General features: G+C 64.1%; 9 protein-coding genes. 5 read left to right on the top strand and 4 right to left on the bottom strand.

Annotated features, from left to right (window positions below):
- Positions 1 to 168: 168 nt before the first annotated feature.
- The gene (locus FJ951_RS03925) at positions 169 to 1,392 is read left to right on the top strand and encodes a lytic murein transglycosylase (RefSeq protein WP_140513685.1); all 1,224 of its coding nucleotides are present in this window, start codon (positions 169 to 171) and stop codon (positions 1,390 to 1,392) included.
- Positions 1,393 to 1,419: 27 nt separating this feature from the next.
- The gene (locus FJ951_RS03930; RefSeq protein ID WP_140513686.1) at positions 1,420 to 2,649 is read left to right on the top strand and encodes a DUF459 domain-containing protein; all 1,230 of its coding nucleotides are present in this window, start codon (positions 1,420 to 1,422) and stop codon (positions 2,647 to 2,649) included.
- A gap of 154 nt (positions 2,650 to 2,803) precedes the next feature.
- Here the strand turns inward: FJ951_RS03930 and FJ951_RS03935 are convergent, their stop codons facing one another.
- Positions 2,804 to 4,258, bottom strand: a complete 1,455-nt coding sequence (locus FJ951_RS03935) for a glutamate synthase subunit beta (protein ID WP_140496285.1) — start codon at positions 4,256 to 4,258, stop codon at positions 2,804 to 2,806.
- Positions 4,259 to 4,400: 142 nt separating this feature from the next.
- A complete protein-coding gene (gltB, locus tag FJ951_RS03940) occupies positions 4,401 to 9,125 on the bottom strand; it encodes a glutamate synthase large subunit (protein WP_140513687.1) in 4,725 nt (1,574 codons plus the stop codon).
- Between the two features lie 473 nt (positions 9,126 to 9,598).
- Here gltB and FJ951_RS03945 point away from each other — a divergent pair, with 473 nt between their 5' ends.
- On the top strand, positions 9,599 to 10,651 hold the full coding sequence (locus tag FJ951_RS03945) for a low specificity L-threonine aldolase (RefSeq protein ID WP_140513688.1): 1,053 nt from the start codon (positions 9,599 to 9,601) through the stop codon (positions 10,649 to 10,651).
- Positions 10,652 to 10,724: 73 nt separating this feature from the next.
- Here the strand turns inward: FJ951_RS03945 and FJ951_RS03950 are convergent, their stop codons facing one another.
- Positions 10,725 to 11,192: an Hsp20 family protein gene (locus FJ951_RS03950; RefSeq protein ID WP_140496288.1), complete on the bottom strand. Its 468-nt coding sequence runs from the start codon at positions 11,190 to 11,192 to the stop codon at positions 10,725 to 10,727.
- A gap of 470 nt (positions 11,193 to 11,662) precedes the next feature.
- On the opposite strand from FJ951_RS03950, the gene FJ951_RS03955 reads away from it, so the two are divergent.
- Together FJ951_RS03955 and FJ951_RS03960 are read left to right on the top strand one after the other, a co-directional pair.
- The gene (locus FJ951_RS03955) at positions 11,663 to 12,643 is read left to right on the top strand and encodes an alpha/beta hydrolase (RefSeq protein WP_140513689.1); all 981 of its coding nucleotides are present in this window, start codon (positions 11,663 to 11,665) and stop codon (positions 12,641 to 12,643) included.
- A gap of 305 nt (positions 12,644 to 12,948) precedes the next feature.
- Positions 12,949 to 13,392, top strand: a complete 444-nt coding sequence (locus FJ951_RS03960; RefSeq protein ID WP_140513690.1) for a hypothetical protein — start codon at positions 12,949 to 12,951, stop codon at positions 13,390 to 13,392.
- 24 nt (positions 13,393 to 13,416) lie between these two features.
- Here the strand turns inward: FJ951_RS03960 and hisN are convergent, their stop codons facing one another.
- On the bottom strand, positions 13,417 to 14,190 hold the full coding sequence (gene hisN / locus FJ951_RS03965; protein ID WP_140513691.1) for a histidinol-phosphatase: 774 nt from the start codon (positions 14,188 to 14,190) through the stop codon (positions 13,417 to 13,419).
- Between the last annotated feature and the right edge of the window lie 53 nt (positions 14,191 to 14,243).

Raw genomic sequence — 14,243 nt, forward strand, 5'->3', positions numbered from 1 at the left:
CCGCGACATTTTCACGCCGGAATTCAGGATTATCGGGCGAATGAAGGGAAACTTGCACCGGTAGAAGCATCGAGGCGCCTTTTCGTTCCAGGGGCGGCCTATGGTAAACCAATTCCTAACCTGGTTCGGCGATGAATGGTCTTTCCCAAGACGGAGAAGGAGGAAAAGATGTCCGTTCGCAATGCCGCAAAGCGTTTAACGAGCGTCATGACGGCCGCCAGCCTCTCGCTCGCCATGCTGATGCCTGCCGGGCCGGCCTTCGCCGATGCCGGCTTCCGGCAATGGGTCGCCGGCTTCCGCGCCACCGCGGTGCAGGGGGGCGTTTCCGGCGCCGTCTATGACCGCGCCTTCAGGGGCATCGACGAACCCGATCCGGTGGTGCTGGAAAAAGCCCGAACCCAGCCGGAATTCACCGCGCCCGCCTGGGATTATTTCGACAACCGCGTCCACGACCAGTCGGTCGCGGTCGGCCAGCAGATGGCCAGGAAATGGAAGCCGTGGCTGGACAGGATCGAGGCGAGGTTCGGCGTTGACCGCAACGTCCTGCTGGCCATCTGGTCGATGGAATCCAACTATGGCGAGATCCTCAAGCGCGACGACATCATGCGCAATGTCGTCCGCTCGCTGGCGACCCTGGCCTATGGCGATCAGAAGCGGTCGAAATATGCCCGCACGCAACTGGTCGCCGCACTGAAGATCCTCCAGACCGGCGACATCGACGAGAGCCACCTCATGGGTTCCTGGGCGGGCGCCATGGGCCAGACCCAGTTCATCCCGACCAGCTACCAGCACTATGCCGTGGACATGGACGGCAACGGCAAGCGCGACATCTGGAATTCCATTCCCGATGCGCTGGCGACATCAGCCAATCTGCTCAAGAAGAATGGCTGGCAGGCCGGCAAGACCTGGGGCTACGAGGTGGCCTTGCCGGCCGGCAAGCTGCCCGCAGGCTCCAGGACGCTGGCGCAATGGCAGGCGCTCGGCGTGGTCAGGGCGAGCGGCAAGCCGTTCAGGAACCTCAGCGACAAGGCGACGTTGAAAGTACCGGATGGCCGCGGCGGCCCCGCTTTCCTGATGATCAGGAATTTCTCGGTCATCAAGGCCTACAACAATGCCGACAAATACGCGCTCGCCGTTGGCCTTCTTGCGGACGAGATCGCCGGTTCCAGCGGCCTCGTACAGGATTGGAAACGGCCTTTCACCAAGCTGACGTTCGAGGAAAGGCAGGAATTGCAGAAGCGGCTTTCCCAGCACGGCCTTTATGATGGCAAATTCGACGGCAAGATCGGCGACGGGTCGAAGTCGGCCATCATGGCCTATCAGGCAAAGGTCGGCTTGACCCAGGACGGCTATCCGAGCATGGAAGTGCTCAAATGGCTCAGGCAAAAATAGGGCCTGTCATGAACTGAGGAGGAGCGATTGGCTTGGGCTGCGCGCATCGGGACGTTCGTTCCCCGCATGCTGGTGCTGTTCCTGGCCGTCGCCGTGCTCGCCGTCGCCATGGCAGGCGCCTTCCATGCGCCCGCCATGGCGCAGGAGCAGCAAGGCCGCGGCTGGTCATTGCGTGACCTTCTGTTCCCGCGCCGCAGCGAGCGGATCGAGCCGCCGCTGGACATCCAGAAACCAAGGCCCAGGCCCAAGGCAAAAAAGCCGCGCGCGCCGCGTCCGCCCGCGGAACCGGAAATCCCGATCGCCGAGAAGGCGCCGGACGCCCGGGTCGTCCTGGTGGTCGGCGATTTCATGGCGGCCGGGCTCGCCGAAGGTCTCGACACCGCCTTTGCCGAGAATACCGGCGTCAGGATCGTCGTTCGCTCCAATGGCTCGTCGGGCTTCGTGCGCGATGATTTCTACAATTGGCCAGAACAGATCAAGTCATTGGTAGAGACAGAAAAACCCGCCGCCGTGGTCGTGATGCTGGGTTCCAACGACCGCCAGCCGATGAAGGTGGGGGATGTGCGCGAGCAGCCCCGTTCCGAGACCTGGACCAAGGAATACGAGCGTCGCACCGAAGCGTTCGGCAAGGCCATCGCCACGACCAAGGTACCTTTCCTGTGGGTCGGCATGCCGGCGTTCAGGGTTTCGAAGATGACATCCGACATGCTCGCCTTCAACGACATCTACCGTCAGGTGGCCGAAAGCCATGGCGGCGAATTTGTCGATATCTGGGATGGATTCGTCGATGAGAACGGCGCCTTCGTCACCAGTGGCCCCGACATCAACGGCCAGCCCGTGCGGCTGCGCTCCGATGACGGCATCAACATGTCGAAGGCCGGCAAGCGCAAGCTCGCCTTCTATACCGAAAAGCCGTTGATGAAGGTCCTGGGCCTGGCCGCGCCGGGAAGCGTCGCCCCGACCGCTGCTCCTGCCGGCGCGCCGGTCGAGGCGCCGGCGCCGGCCGCCGCTCCCATCGTCATTGACCGCACCGCGCCGATGCTGCTCAGCGATCCGGCGCTCGACGGCGGCACGGAACTGCTCGGCGCCGGACCGCCCGCGAAGGCCAACCCGGGCCTGCCCGGCGAAAAACTGGTAGTCGAGGGCAAGGCGCCGGTGGCTTCGCCCGGCCGCGCCGACGATTTCGCCTGGCCGCCGAAGACAAATCCGGCAGCCGCGGCCGCCAGGGCTGGCACGACGACGGCCATCACTCCTTAGCAACGCGGAGGGCCCGAAACCGTTTTCGGAACTCGCTGCTGCGAGCCATAGGATGGCGTTTTCGAGAACCGGAGCGAGCGTACTTTTTGGGTACGGGAGCACCGGAAGCGCAGAAAACGCCTTATGGCCGCAGCAGTAGAGTTTCCAAACGGGCTCAGCGGGGCAGGACGCTCGAACCCATCAATGCCTCGTCGATCGAACGCGCCGCCTGCCGACCCTCGCGGATCGCCCAGACCACCAGCGACTGGCCGCGGCGCACGTCACCCGCGGCATAGAGCCTGTCGACGCTGGTCCGGTAGTCGCGGTCATTGGCCTCGACATTGCGGGAGCGTCGGCTGTCGGTGACGATCTTCATATCCCCTTCGAGCTCCGACACCACGCCGGCCATGGCCGGCCCGGCAAAGCCGATGGCGATGAAGGCGAGATCGGCGCGGATGACGAACTCGGTGCCGACGATCGGTCGGCGCTTATCGTCGACCTCGCAGCATTTGACACCGGTCAGCTGGCCTTCCTCGCCGATGAATTCGAGTGTCGCCACCTGGAATTCGCGCTCGGCGCCCTCGGCCTGCGAGGAGGAGGTGCGCATCTTGGTCGCCCAGTAGGGCCAGACGGCGAGCTTGTCTTCCTTCTCCGGCGGCTGCGGACGGATGTCGAGCTGCGTGACGCGCACGGCGCCTTGGCGGAAGGCGGTGCCGACGCAGTCGGAAGCGGTATCGCCGCCGCCGACGACGACGACATGCTGGCCGCTGGCGATGATCGGGTGCGACGGCCACGCCACCGACTGGATCGGCTCGCCGCCGACACGCCGGTTCTGCTGCACGAGATAGGGCATCGCGTCATAGACGCCGCCGAGATCGTCGCCGGGGATATTGGCCGCGCGCGGGGTCTCGGATCCGCCGCAATAGAGCACCGCGTCATGCTCGGCGAGCAGTTCGGCCACGGGCTTGTCGATGCCGACATTGACGCCGCAATGGAAGGTCACGCCTTCGCCCTGCATCTGCTCGATGCGACGATCGATATAGTGCTTCTCGATCTTGAAGTCCGGAATGCCGTAGCGCATCAGCCCGCCTGGCCGGCTTTCGCGCTCGTAGACATGGACATCATGGCCGGCGCGGCCGAGCTGCTGGGCGGCGGCCATGCCGGCCGGGCCGGAGCCGATGACGGCGACGCGCTTGCCCGTCTTCCTCTCCGGCGGATAGGGCCTGATATGGCCGGTCTCGTAGGCCTTGTCGGCGATCGCCTGCTCGACCGTCTTGATGGCCACCGGAATGTCCTCGAGGTTCAGCGTGCAGGCTTCCTCGCAAGGCGCGGGGCAGATGCGGCCGGTGAATTCGGGGAAATTGTTGGTCGAATGCAGGTTGCGGATCGCATTGTCCCAGTCCCTGTTATAGACGAGGTCGTTCCAGTCCGGGATCTGGTTGTGGATCGGGCAGCCGGTCGGCCCGTGACAGAACGGGATGCCGCAGTCCATGCAGCGCGCGGCCTGTTTCTCGACCTCCTTGTCCGACATCGGCAGCGTAAACTCGCGGAAATGCCGGATGCGGTCGGAGGCCGGCTGATACTTGTGCACCTGCCGGTCGATCTCGAGAAAGCCTGTTACCTTGCCCATAGTCCAGTTCCTGCTGTCCAGATGGTGCGGTTTTCGCCGCACCCGTTAACCTCTTCAGGCAGCCGTGGCAACCTTCCGCGAGAGGTCAAATTATCAGTGACATGGAGCCGGGAAGCCTGGGCTTCCCGGCCTTTGCGAAGATCTATTCGGCCGCCACGCTCATGCGCATGCGTTCCATCTCGATCAGCGCGCGGCGGTATTCGACCGGCATGATCTTGCGGAATTTCGGCCGGAACGCCGCCCAATTGTCGAGGATCTCGCGGCCGCGCACCGAACCCGTATAGTGCACGTGGTTCGAGATCAGCTGATAGAGCCGCTCCTCGTCATGGCTGGTCATGTCACCCGAGACGTCGACGCGGCCCTTGTGGTCGAGGTCGCCGCCATGATGCAGCAGCTTTTCCATCAGGTCGTCTTCTTCCGGCACCGGCTCCAGCTCGACCATGGCCATGTTGCAGCGCTCGGCGAAATCGCCCGCCTCGTCCAGCACATAGGCAACGCCGCCCGACATGCCGGCGGCGAAGTTGCGGCCGGTCTTGCCGATGACGACGACGATGCCGCCGGTCATGTATTCGCAGCCATGGTCGCCGACGCCCTCGACGACGGTGACGACGCCCGAGTTGCGCACCGCGAAGCGCTCGCCGGCGACACCGGCGAAATAGGCCTCGCCTTCGGTAGCGCCATAGAGCACCGTGTTGCCGACGATGATGGACTCGGCCGCGACGATCTTGGCTTCATCCGGCGGCCGGATGACGATGCGGCCGCCCGACAGGCCCTTGCCGACATAGTCGTTGCCGGCGCCGACCAGCTCGAAGGAGATGCCGCGCGCCAGGAAGGCGCCGAAGGACTGGCCGGCGGTGCCGGTCAGCTTCACCTGGATCGTATCCTCGCGCAGGCCCTTGTGCCTGAAGCGCTTGGCCACCTCGCCCGACAGCATGGCGCCCGCCGAACGATCGACATTGCGGATGTCGACCTCGATCTTGACCGGCTGCTTGGCCTCCAGTGCCGGCTTGGCCAGCTCGATCAGCTTGCGGTCGAGCACGTCGTCGATCGGGTGCTTCTGCCGCTCGGTCCAGTGCACCGCCTCATGTGGCGCATCGGGCTTGTAGAACATCCTCGAGAAGTCGAGCCCGCGCGCCTTCCAATGCTGGATCACGTCGCGCTTTTCCAGGAGATCGGCGTCGCCGATGATCTGGTCGATATGGGTGAAGCCCATTTCGGCAAGCAGTCCGCGCACCTCTTCAGCGACATAGAAGAAGAAGTTGATGACGTGCTCGGGCGTGCCCTTGAAGCGCTTGCGCAGCACCGGATCCTGCGTCGCCACGCCGACCGGGCAGGTGTTGAGATGGCATTTGCGCATCATGATGCAGCCGGCCGCGATCAGCGGCGCGGTCGAGAAGCCGAACTCGTCGGCGCCGAGCAGCGCGCCGATGATGACGTCGCGGCCTGTGCGCAATCCGCCATCGACCTGCAGCGCCACGCGCGACCTGAGACCGTTGAGCACCAGCGTCTGGTGCGTCTCGGCAAGGCCCATCTCCCACGGGCTGCCGGCATGCTTGAGCGATGTCAGCGGCGAGGCACCCGTGCCGCCATCGTAACCCGAGATGGTGATGTGGTCGGCGCGCGCCTTGGCGACGCCCGCCGCGACCGTGCCGACCCCGACCTCCGACACCAGCTTGACCGAAATGTCGGCCGCCGGGTTGACGTTCTTCAGATCGTAGATCAGCTGCGCCAGATCCTCGATCGAATAGATGTCGTGATGCGGCGGCGGCGAGATCAGGCCGACGCCGGGCGTCGAGTGCCGGACCTTGGCGATGGTGGCGTCGACCTTGTGGCCGGGCAACTGGCCGCCCTCGCCGGGCTTGGCGCCTTGCGCCACCTTGATCTGCATGACGTCGGAGTTGACGAGATATTCGGCCGTCACGCCGAACCGTCCGGAAGCGATCTGCTTGATCGCCGAACGTTCGGGGTTCTTGCCGCCGCCGGGCAGCGGCAGATAGCGGTCTGCCTCTTCGCCGCCCTCGCCAGTGTTCGACTTGCCGCCGATGGCGTTCATGGCGCGCGCCAGCGTCGTATGCGCTTCCCTGGAGATCGAGCCGAACGACATCGCGCCGGTCGAGAAACGCTTGACTATCTCGGCCGCCGGCATGACGTCGTCGAGACGGACCTTCTTGCGGCCGGTATCTTCCGCCAGCTTGATCTTGAACAGGCCACGAATGGTCTGCGCGCGCGCCGTCTCGCTGTCGATCTGCGCGGAATACTCCTTGAAGGTCTCCCAGGACCCCTGGCGCACGGCGTGCTGCAAGGTGGCGACCGCGTCGGGCGACCACATATGCGCCTCGCCACGCATGCGGAACAGGTATTCGCCGCCCACATCCAGGCTGTTGCGCAGCACCGGATCGTTGCCGAAACCATCCGTATGACGCCTGAACGTCTCCTCGGCGATCTCGTCCAGCCCGACGCCTTCGATCAGCGTGGCGGTGCCGGTGAAATACTTCTCCACGAAATCGGTCTTCAGCCCGATCGCGTCGAAGATCTGCGCGCCACAATAGGACTGGTAGGTCGAGATGCCCATCTTCGACATCACCTTGAGGATGCCCTTGCCGATCGACTTGATGTAGCGCGACACGACTTCGTAGGCGTCGACCTCTTCCGGCAATTCGCCGCGCTTGTGCATGTCGAGCAGCGTGTCGAAGGCGAGATAGGGATTGATCGCTTCGGCGCCGTAGCCGGCAAGACAGCAGAAATGATGCACTTCGCGCGGCTCGCCGGATTCCACGACGAGCCCGACCGAAGTACGCAGCCCCTTGCGGATCAGATGATGATGCACCGCGGCCGTGGCCAGAAGCGCGGGAATGGCGATGCGGTCCGGCCCGAGCTGGCGGTCGGACAGGATGATGATGTTGTAGCCGCCGGCGACCGCCGCTTCCGCCCGCTCGCACAGCCGATCGATGGCGCCCTGCATGCCGGCCGCGCCCTCGATCGAGGCATAGGTGATGTCGATCGTCTTGGTGTCGAACCGATCCTCGGTGTGGCCGATGGAGCGGATCTTTTCGAGATCGCCATTGGTCAGGATCGGCTGGCGCACTTCCAGCCGCTTGCGGCGCGAACTGCCGACCAGGTCGAAAATGTTGGGCCGCGGGCCGATGAAGGACACCAGGCTCATCACCAGTTCCTCGCGGATCGGATCGATCGGCGGATTGGTGACCTGGGCGAAGTTCTGCTTGAAATAGGTGTAGAGCAGCTTCGATCTGTCCGACATTGCCGAGATCGGCGTGTCGGTGCCCATCGAACCGACGGCTTCCTGGCCTGTGGTGGCCATCGGCGACATCAAGAGCTTGGTGTCTTCCTGGGTGTAGCCGAACGCCTGCTGGCGGTCGAGCAGGCTGACATCCTTGCGCAGCGCGCGCGGCTCGACCGGCTTCAGGTCCTCCAGGATGAGCTGCGTATTGGCGAGCCAGGTCTTGTAGGGATGCCTGGTGGCGATCTCCGACTTGATCTCCTCGTCGGAAACGATGCGGCCCTTGGCAAGATCGATCAAGAGCATGCGGCCGGGCTGCAGCCGCCACTTCTGGACGATCTTTTCCTCCGGCACAGGCAGCGCGCCGGCCTCCGACGCCATGATGACCCGGTCGTCGTCGGTGACGATGTAGCGCGCTGGCCGCAAGCCGTTGCGGTCGAGCGTGGCGCCGATCTGGCGCCCGTCGGTGAAGGCGACCGCGGCGGGCCCGTCCCACGGCTCCATCAGCGCCGCGTGGTATTCGTAGAAGGCCTTGCGGTCGGCGTCCATGAGCTTGTTGCCGGCCCAGGCTTCCGGGATCAGCATCATCATGGCGTGGCTGAGGCTGTATCCGCCCTGGAACAGGAACTCGAGCGCATTGTCGAAACATGCGGTGTCGGACTGGCCCTCATAGGAGATCGGCCAGAGCTTGGAGATGTTGTTGCCGAACAGCTCCGAATCCACCGACGCCTGGCGCGCCGCCATCCAGTTGTTGTTGCCGCGCACGGTGTTGATCTCGCCATTGTGCGCGACCATGCGATAGGGATGCGCCAGCTTCCACGAGGGGAAGGTGTTGGTGGAGAAGCGCTGGTGGACCAGGATCAGCGCCGTTTCGAAGCGCGGATCGGACAGGTCCTTGTAATAGGCTCCGACCTGATAGGCCAGGAACATGCCCTTGTAGACGATGGTGCGCGCCGACAGCGACACGCAGTAGGCGCCGATGTCCTTGTTGTCGTTCTCGGCGTAGATGCGGCCCGATATGACCTTGCGCAGCAGATAGAGCCTGGCCTCGTACTCCTCGTCGTCGGGAATGTCGGCCGTGCGGCCGATGAAGACCTGCCGGTGGAACGGCTCGGATGCCACGATATCCGGAGCCTTGGAAAGCGACGAATTGTCGACCGGCACGTCACGGAAGCCGAGCAGCGGCAGCCCCTCGGACTGCGCCGATTCGGCAATGATGTCCTCGACATGGGCGCGCAGCGCAGCATCCTGCGGCATGAACCAATGGCCGACGCCATACTGCCCCGCCGGCGGCAGCTCGACGCCCTGCGCGGCCATCTCCTCGCGGAAGAAGCCGTCGGGAATCTGCACCAGCACGCCCGCGCCGTCGCCCATCAGCGGATCGGCGCCGACGGCGCCGCGATGCGTCAGGTTTTCGAGCATGGAAAGCCCGTCCTCGACGATCGTGTGCGACTTCGCGCCCTTCATGTTGACGATGAAGCCGACACCGCAGGCATCGTGCTCGTTGCGCGGATCATAAAGGCCCTGGGCGGTCAAACCGGTGCGGCGGGTATTGGCCAGGGTTTTGACGGCTGCCGCTTTCGTCTGCGCGGCCTTGCCGTTCGTCGCAGCGTGCGTCAATTCCGTCATCGTCCTGTCCTCCATTCCGCGTCCTTGCGGGCGCTGGTTTGCCTCGGGAAGCGCATTGCTTCCCCTTCATCCTTACGGCACGTCTTGCGAAATCCTTGCCGAACCATGCGGCTCGCCGCGCGGTTCGCATCCGGTATCGTACAGGCCAGAGCACGGCCGTCCACCTGTCGCTCGCGGCAAAAGCCGGAGAGGCTTAGAATACGCCAATCCAGCCTGTTTTGCGCGACAAAATAAGACAGCACTACTGTCCTAAATTTTTATGGCAGAAAAGCCGGGCGCATACAAGACCGATTCACAAAAAACTTCGGCGTTCCGCGACACAAAGTTTCGTGAAATACCCGCTAAACGCAAGCTTCCGTCCCTGCCGGTTTTCGGCAGTTCGCTGGCTTTACCCGTTTTCTGGCGTCTGGCCCTTGCGAGCCAGCCATGAAACCGGTCAAGGTTGCAGCGATTTTCCCAGCACAGGCAGATGCATGTTCTTCGCTTCCGACAATTGGGCAGGCGCCCACCCCAACATCGCCTCCGGTCTCTCGGCCCACGCCGGCGGCTTTTCCACTGCCTATGGCGATGGCGCGCTCGACCAGGCCGTCTGCCAGCGCTTCAGCGAAATCTTCGAACGCGAGGTTGCGGTGTTCTTCGTGGCCACCGGCACCGCCGCCAATTCGCTGGCGCTGACCGCCTACAACAAGCCCGGCGGCATTTCCTTCGCTCATCGCGAATCGCATGTCATCGAAGATGAGTGCGGCGCACCGGAATATTTCTCTGGCGGCTCGCGGCTGCATGCCGTCGATGGCGCGCTGGGCCGGATCGATCCGCACAATCTGGAAACGGCGATCGGCCGTTTCGCCGGCGAGGTGGTCCATTGGGGCCGGCCGATGGCGGTCTCGATCACCCAGTCGACGGAGGTCGGCACGGTCTACGGCCTGCATGACATCGCCGCGATCTCGGCCATCGCGCGGCAACATTCCGTGCCATTGCATATGGACGGCGCCCGCTTTGCCAATGCACTGGTCGCGCTCGACACGACGCCCGCCGAAATGACCTGGAAAAGTGGCGTCGACATACTGTCTTTCGGCGGCACCAAGAACGGCTGCTGGTGCGCCGAGGCGATCGTGCTGTTCGATCTCGAGCGTGCCCGGGAATTGGCCTTCCTGCGCAAGCGCGCAGCCCAGCTGTTTTCCAAATCGCGCTTTATCGCGGCACAGTTCGAGGCTTATTTCCGCGACGGCCTGTGGCTCGACACCGCCAGGCACGCCAATGCCATGGCTGCCCGTCTTGCCGCGGCGATCGAGGATTCCCAGACGGCGAAACTGGCTTGGCTGCCGCAAGCGAACGAGGTTTTCGCGGTGATGAAAAAGGCTGAAGCCGACAGGCTGCAGGCGGCGGGTGCTGTTTTCTACGACTGGCACAAGCCGCATGGCTTCGAAGGCCATATCGGCGAGGACGAATTGCTCTATCGCTTCGTCACCAGTTTTGCGACGACGTCAGAGGAAGTCGACCGCTTTGGCCAGTTGATCGCAGGATAATTGCTGTTCTCGGCAAATAAAAAAGAAGCGGCGCCTTTCGGCGCCGCTTCCGTCTCGGGAGGAGACTTAGGGATTACGCAGCGGTCTTGGCCTCGATCTGCTTGGCCTTGGCCGGAGCCGAAGTGATCGCGATCTTGCGCGGCTTCAGTTCCTCGGGGATGTTGCGCTTCAGGTCGACGAAGAGCAGGCCGTTCTTCAGCGTGGCGCCCACGACCTCGACGTGGTCGGCAAGCTGGAAGCGGCGCTCGAAGGCCCTGGAGGCAATGCCGCGATAGAGCAGTTCGGAACCCTCGCCGGTGCCCTCATCCTTGCGCTCGCCTTTCACGGTCAGCACATTGCGGTGGGCCTCGATCGAGATCTCCTCGTCCGAGAAGCCGGCGACAGCCATCGAGATGCGGTAGGCATCCTCACCGGTGCGCTCGATATTGTAGGGCGGATAGGTCTGCGCGCCATCGGGCTGCGCAAGGGAATCAAGCATGGTGAAGAGACGGTCGAAGCCGACGGTCGAGCGATAGAGCGGGGAAAAATCAACGTGACGCATGGTGTGTTCTCCTGTTGAGCAACAAGGTTTGCGTTTGGCCGGTGCGAAACCCGTGAGCGGCGTTCCGGTTTGACCAGCGGCCCCGACATTGGCGGCCGCAATCCACATTTGGGGAGCGGGCAAAGCCATTTCAAGATTTTGCCTCCCGGCAAAAATCGAGGATGAACGGCAGATGAACCGGCGCTTTTGCGCGCGTTCAGACAGCCGCCGCTAGACTGCTCTCGACATCAAGGACAAGCGGCGCCGGATTTGCATGGACCGGGCGCCGCGACGAGGCCGAACCGGGTGCAACGTCCCTTCCTCCCGGATCGACAGGGGCCGGAAGCGCGCTCATAGCGGCTTCCGGCCTTCCCTGTTGCCGATCCGACGCCTCCCGGAATTCCTTTGCTTTTGGCCCATGGACGGCTATCAACCTTGGCGAGGCCGGCCACGACAGGCAGGCATGCGAGACGCCGAGCACGAAGCGCCGAATGACGGATCTCCCTTTTCACGAAACTCCCCTTTTTCATGAAACTGAGGGCAACCCGCGACCGGAAAACGCCACCGGCGGCTTTTTTACGGCACGCGACGGCAAGAAGATACGCTATGGCCTGTTCGCCGCGGTCGCCCGCCCGATGAAGGGCACCGTGGTGCTGCTGTCCGGCCGCAACGAGTGCATCGAGAAATATTTCGAAACCATCCGCGACCTTGCGGCGCGCGGTTTTGGCGTCGCCACGCTGGACTGGCGCGGCCAAGGCGGCTCCGACCGGCTGATCCGTGATCGCCAGCGCGGCTATATCAGGTCCTTCCGCGACCACACGGCCGACCTTGAACAGTTCTTCGAGGAGATCGTGCTGCCGGACTGCCGCGGGCCGTACTACATCCTTGCCCATTCGGCCGGCGCCGTGATCACGCTGCTTGCTTCGCCCTCCATGGTCAACCGCGTGCGGCGCATGGTGCTGATCGCGCCGTTCTTCACCTTGCCCGACCTGCCCGTCTCGATCCGGACGGTCCGCCGCGTCTGTTCGCTGTTTTGTGCCCTGGGCCTTGGCCGGCTTTACGCCGCCTGGGGGCCGCGGCCGAAGGTTACCGCTCCCTTCGACACCAACAAGGTAACGACGGATCCGGAACGCTACCGCCGCAACACCAAGATCTACGAGGATCACCCGCAACTGGCGCTTGGCGGCCCGACGATCCGCTGGCTGAGAGCGGCTGCCGAAGCCGCGGAAGCGGTAAGCGATCCCGAATTCATGGCCCGCATCCGGGTCCCCCTGCTGGTCATCGCCGCCGGTGCCGATCAGGTCGTCTCGACCAAGGCCGTGGAAGCCTATGCCAGGCGTCTGCGCCTCGGCTCGCTGCTCATGATCGACGGCGCGCGTCACGAGATCCTGCAGGAGGCCGACATCTACCGCGAGCAATTCCTCGCCGCCTTCGACGCTTTCATTCCCGGCAGCGACGACCCGACGGCCTGATGGCGCGTATTGCCGAGACCGGAGCCGGTCCGGCGCCGGCTCATGCCTGGTTGGCGAAATTCCATAATCCGGTTGGCCCCCCAGGTCGCCCCGCTATCCGCCGACAACGCCCGTTCCCAGCACGCCGTCTTGCACGGATCAATGTCGGACGATGATCGCGCCGACGCCTCGGCAGGTTTAACGGCTATGCATGCTTCTCAATTCGGCCGTTCGGCCGGAGACAGCTCGACGCCTGGTTCCCGTTCCGGCGCCGGGCGCTAGTTACCGTCCGCAGAGGTCAGTCGACGGGATCGGGAGGAGCGGTCATGAACGCATCGGGCACGCTGCCACGCCAGGGCCATCGCCTGCTGCAGCTCGGCATCGCCCTCCTGCTGTTTTCGTCATTCGAAGGGTTCGCCATCCCATACCTCGCCGCACCGCGGCTCGGATTGTCGGTTCACACGCTCAGCGCCTTGCAGGGCGTCCTGCTGCTGGTTTTGGGTCTCGTCTGGTCCAGGCTCAATCTTGGCGTCGCGATGTCGCGGATTGCGTTCTGGTTCCTGATCTATTCAGCCTTGGCCATCCTGGCAGCCTATGTGATGGCCAGCCTCTGGGGAGCCGGCAACGAGACGATGCCGCTGGCGGCCGGAGCCGCGCATGGAAGCGCCTTTCAGGAATACGCGATCAAAGGCATCGCCTATTCGTCCGCGCCGACCGGCCTCATCGCTTTCGCGCTCATTCTATGGGGCCTGCGTCTCTCAGACGCCTAAAGCGCATCGCGGCGAAACGGATGCTCAGCCGCGCAGGGCCGCCATCGCCGCTGCATGGAGCTCGGGCGTCGCCGCCGCCAATATATCGCCGCCATTCTCGGCCGGCCCGCCGTCGAAGGTGGTGACCACGCCGCCCGCCTTCTCGATGATGGGGATCAGCGCCACGATGTCATAGGGCTTCAGTCCGGGATCGGCGACGATGTCGACGCTTCCCGCGGCGACCATGGCGAAGGCGTAGCAGTCGGTGCCATAGCGAGCGAGTTGCACCTGCCTCTCGAACTGGTCGTAGCGCAGGCGCGCCTCGCCCTTGAACAGCGCCGGCGTCGTGGTGAACAGCGTTGCTTCAGCAAGGCTCGTCGTCTTGCGCGTGACCAGTTTTCGCGGCCCGCCCGGCCCCTCATAATGAGAACCGGAAGCGTTAGCGTAGAAGAGCTCGCCGGTGAAGGGCTGCGACATCAATCCGGCAACGGCATCGCCCTCCACCGTCAATCCGACCAGCGTCCCCCACACCGGCAGGCCGGAGATGAAGGCGCGCGTGCCGTCGATCGGATCGATCACCCAGACATGCCTGCTGGAAATATTCTCGCTTCCGTGTTCCTCGCCGAGAATGCCATGGTCCGGATATTGCGCCGATATCAGCGCCCGGATGGCACGCTCGGCTTCGCGATCGGCTTCGGTGACCGGATCGAAGCTGCCCTTTTCCTTGTTGGCGACCGCGCCCTGGCTGCGGAAGCGCGGCAAGGTTTCCGCTGCCGCCGCCTGCGCGATGCGGCGCATGAAATCGATGCTGATGTCCAACTGATTCTCCCGCATTGCAGCATGGCCGAGCCCACGTGTGCCGCCAGTTCCGC

Origin of the sequence: Mesorhizobium sp. B2-2-3 (genome assembly GCF_006442405.1) — a bacterium.
Taxonomy (GTDB): domain Bacteria; phylum Pseudomonadota; class Alphaproteobacteria; order Rhizobiales; family Rhizobiaceae; genus Mesorhizobium.

Bases quoted from the DNA above. Each gene is read 5' to 3' on its own strand.
- FJ951_RS03925 (WP_140513685.1), top strand. From the start codon at position 169: ATGTCCGTTCGCAATGCCGCAAAGCGTTTAACGAGCGTCATGACGGCC.
- FJ951_RS03935 (WP_140496285.1), bottom strand. From the start codon at position 4,258: ATGGGCAAGGTAACAGGCTTTCTCGAGATCGACCGGCAGGTGCACAAG.
- gltB (WP_140513687.1), bottom strand. From the start codon at position 9,125: ATGACGGAATTGACGCACGCTGCGACGAACGGCAAGGCCGCGCAGACG.
- FJ951_RS03945 (WP_140513688.1), top strand. From the start codon at position 9,599: ATGTTCTTCGCTTCCGACAATTGGGCAGGCGCCCACCCCAACATCGCC.
- FJ951_RS03950 (WP_140496288.1), bottom strand. From the start codon at position 11,192: ATGCGTCACGTTGATTTTTCCCCGCTCTATCGCTCGACCGTCGGCTTC.
- FJ951_RS03955 (WP_140513689.1), top strand. From the start codon at position 11,663: ATGACGGATCTCCCTTTTCACGAAACTCCCCTTTTTCATGAAACTGAG.
- FJ951_RS03960 (WP_140513690.1), top strand. From the start codon at position 12,949: ATGAACGCATCGGGCACGCTGCCACGCCAGGGCCATCGCCTGCTGCAG.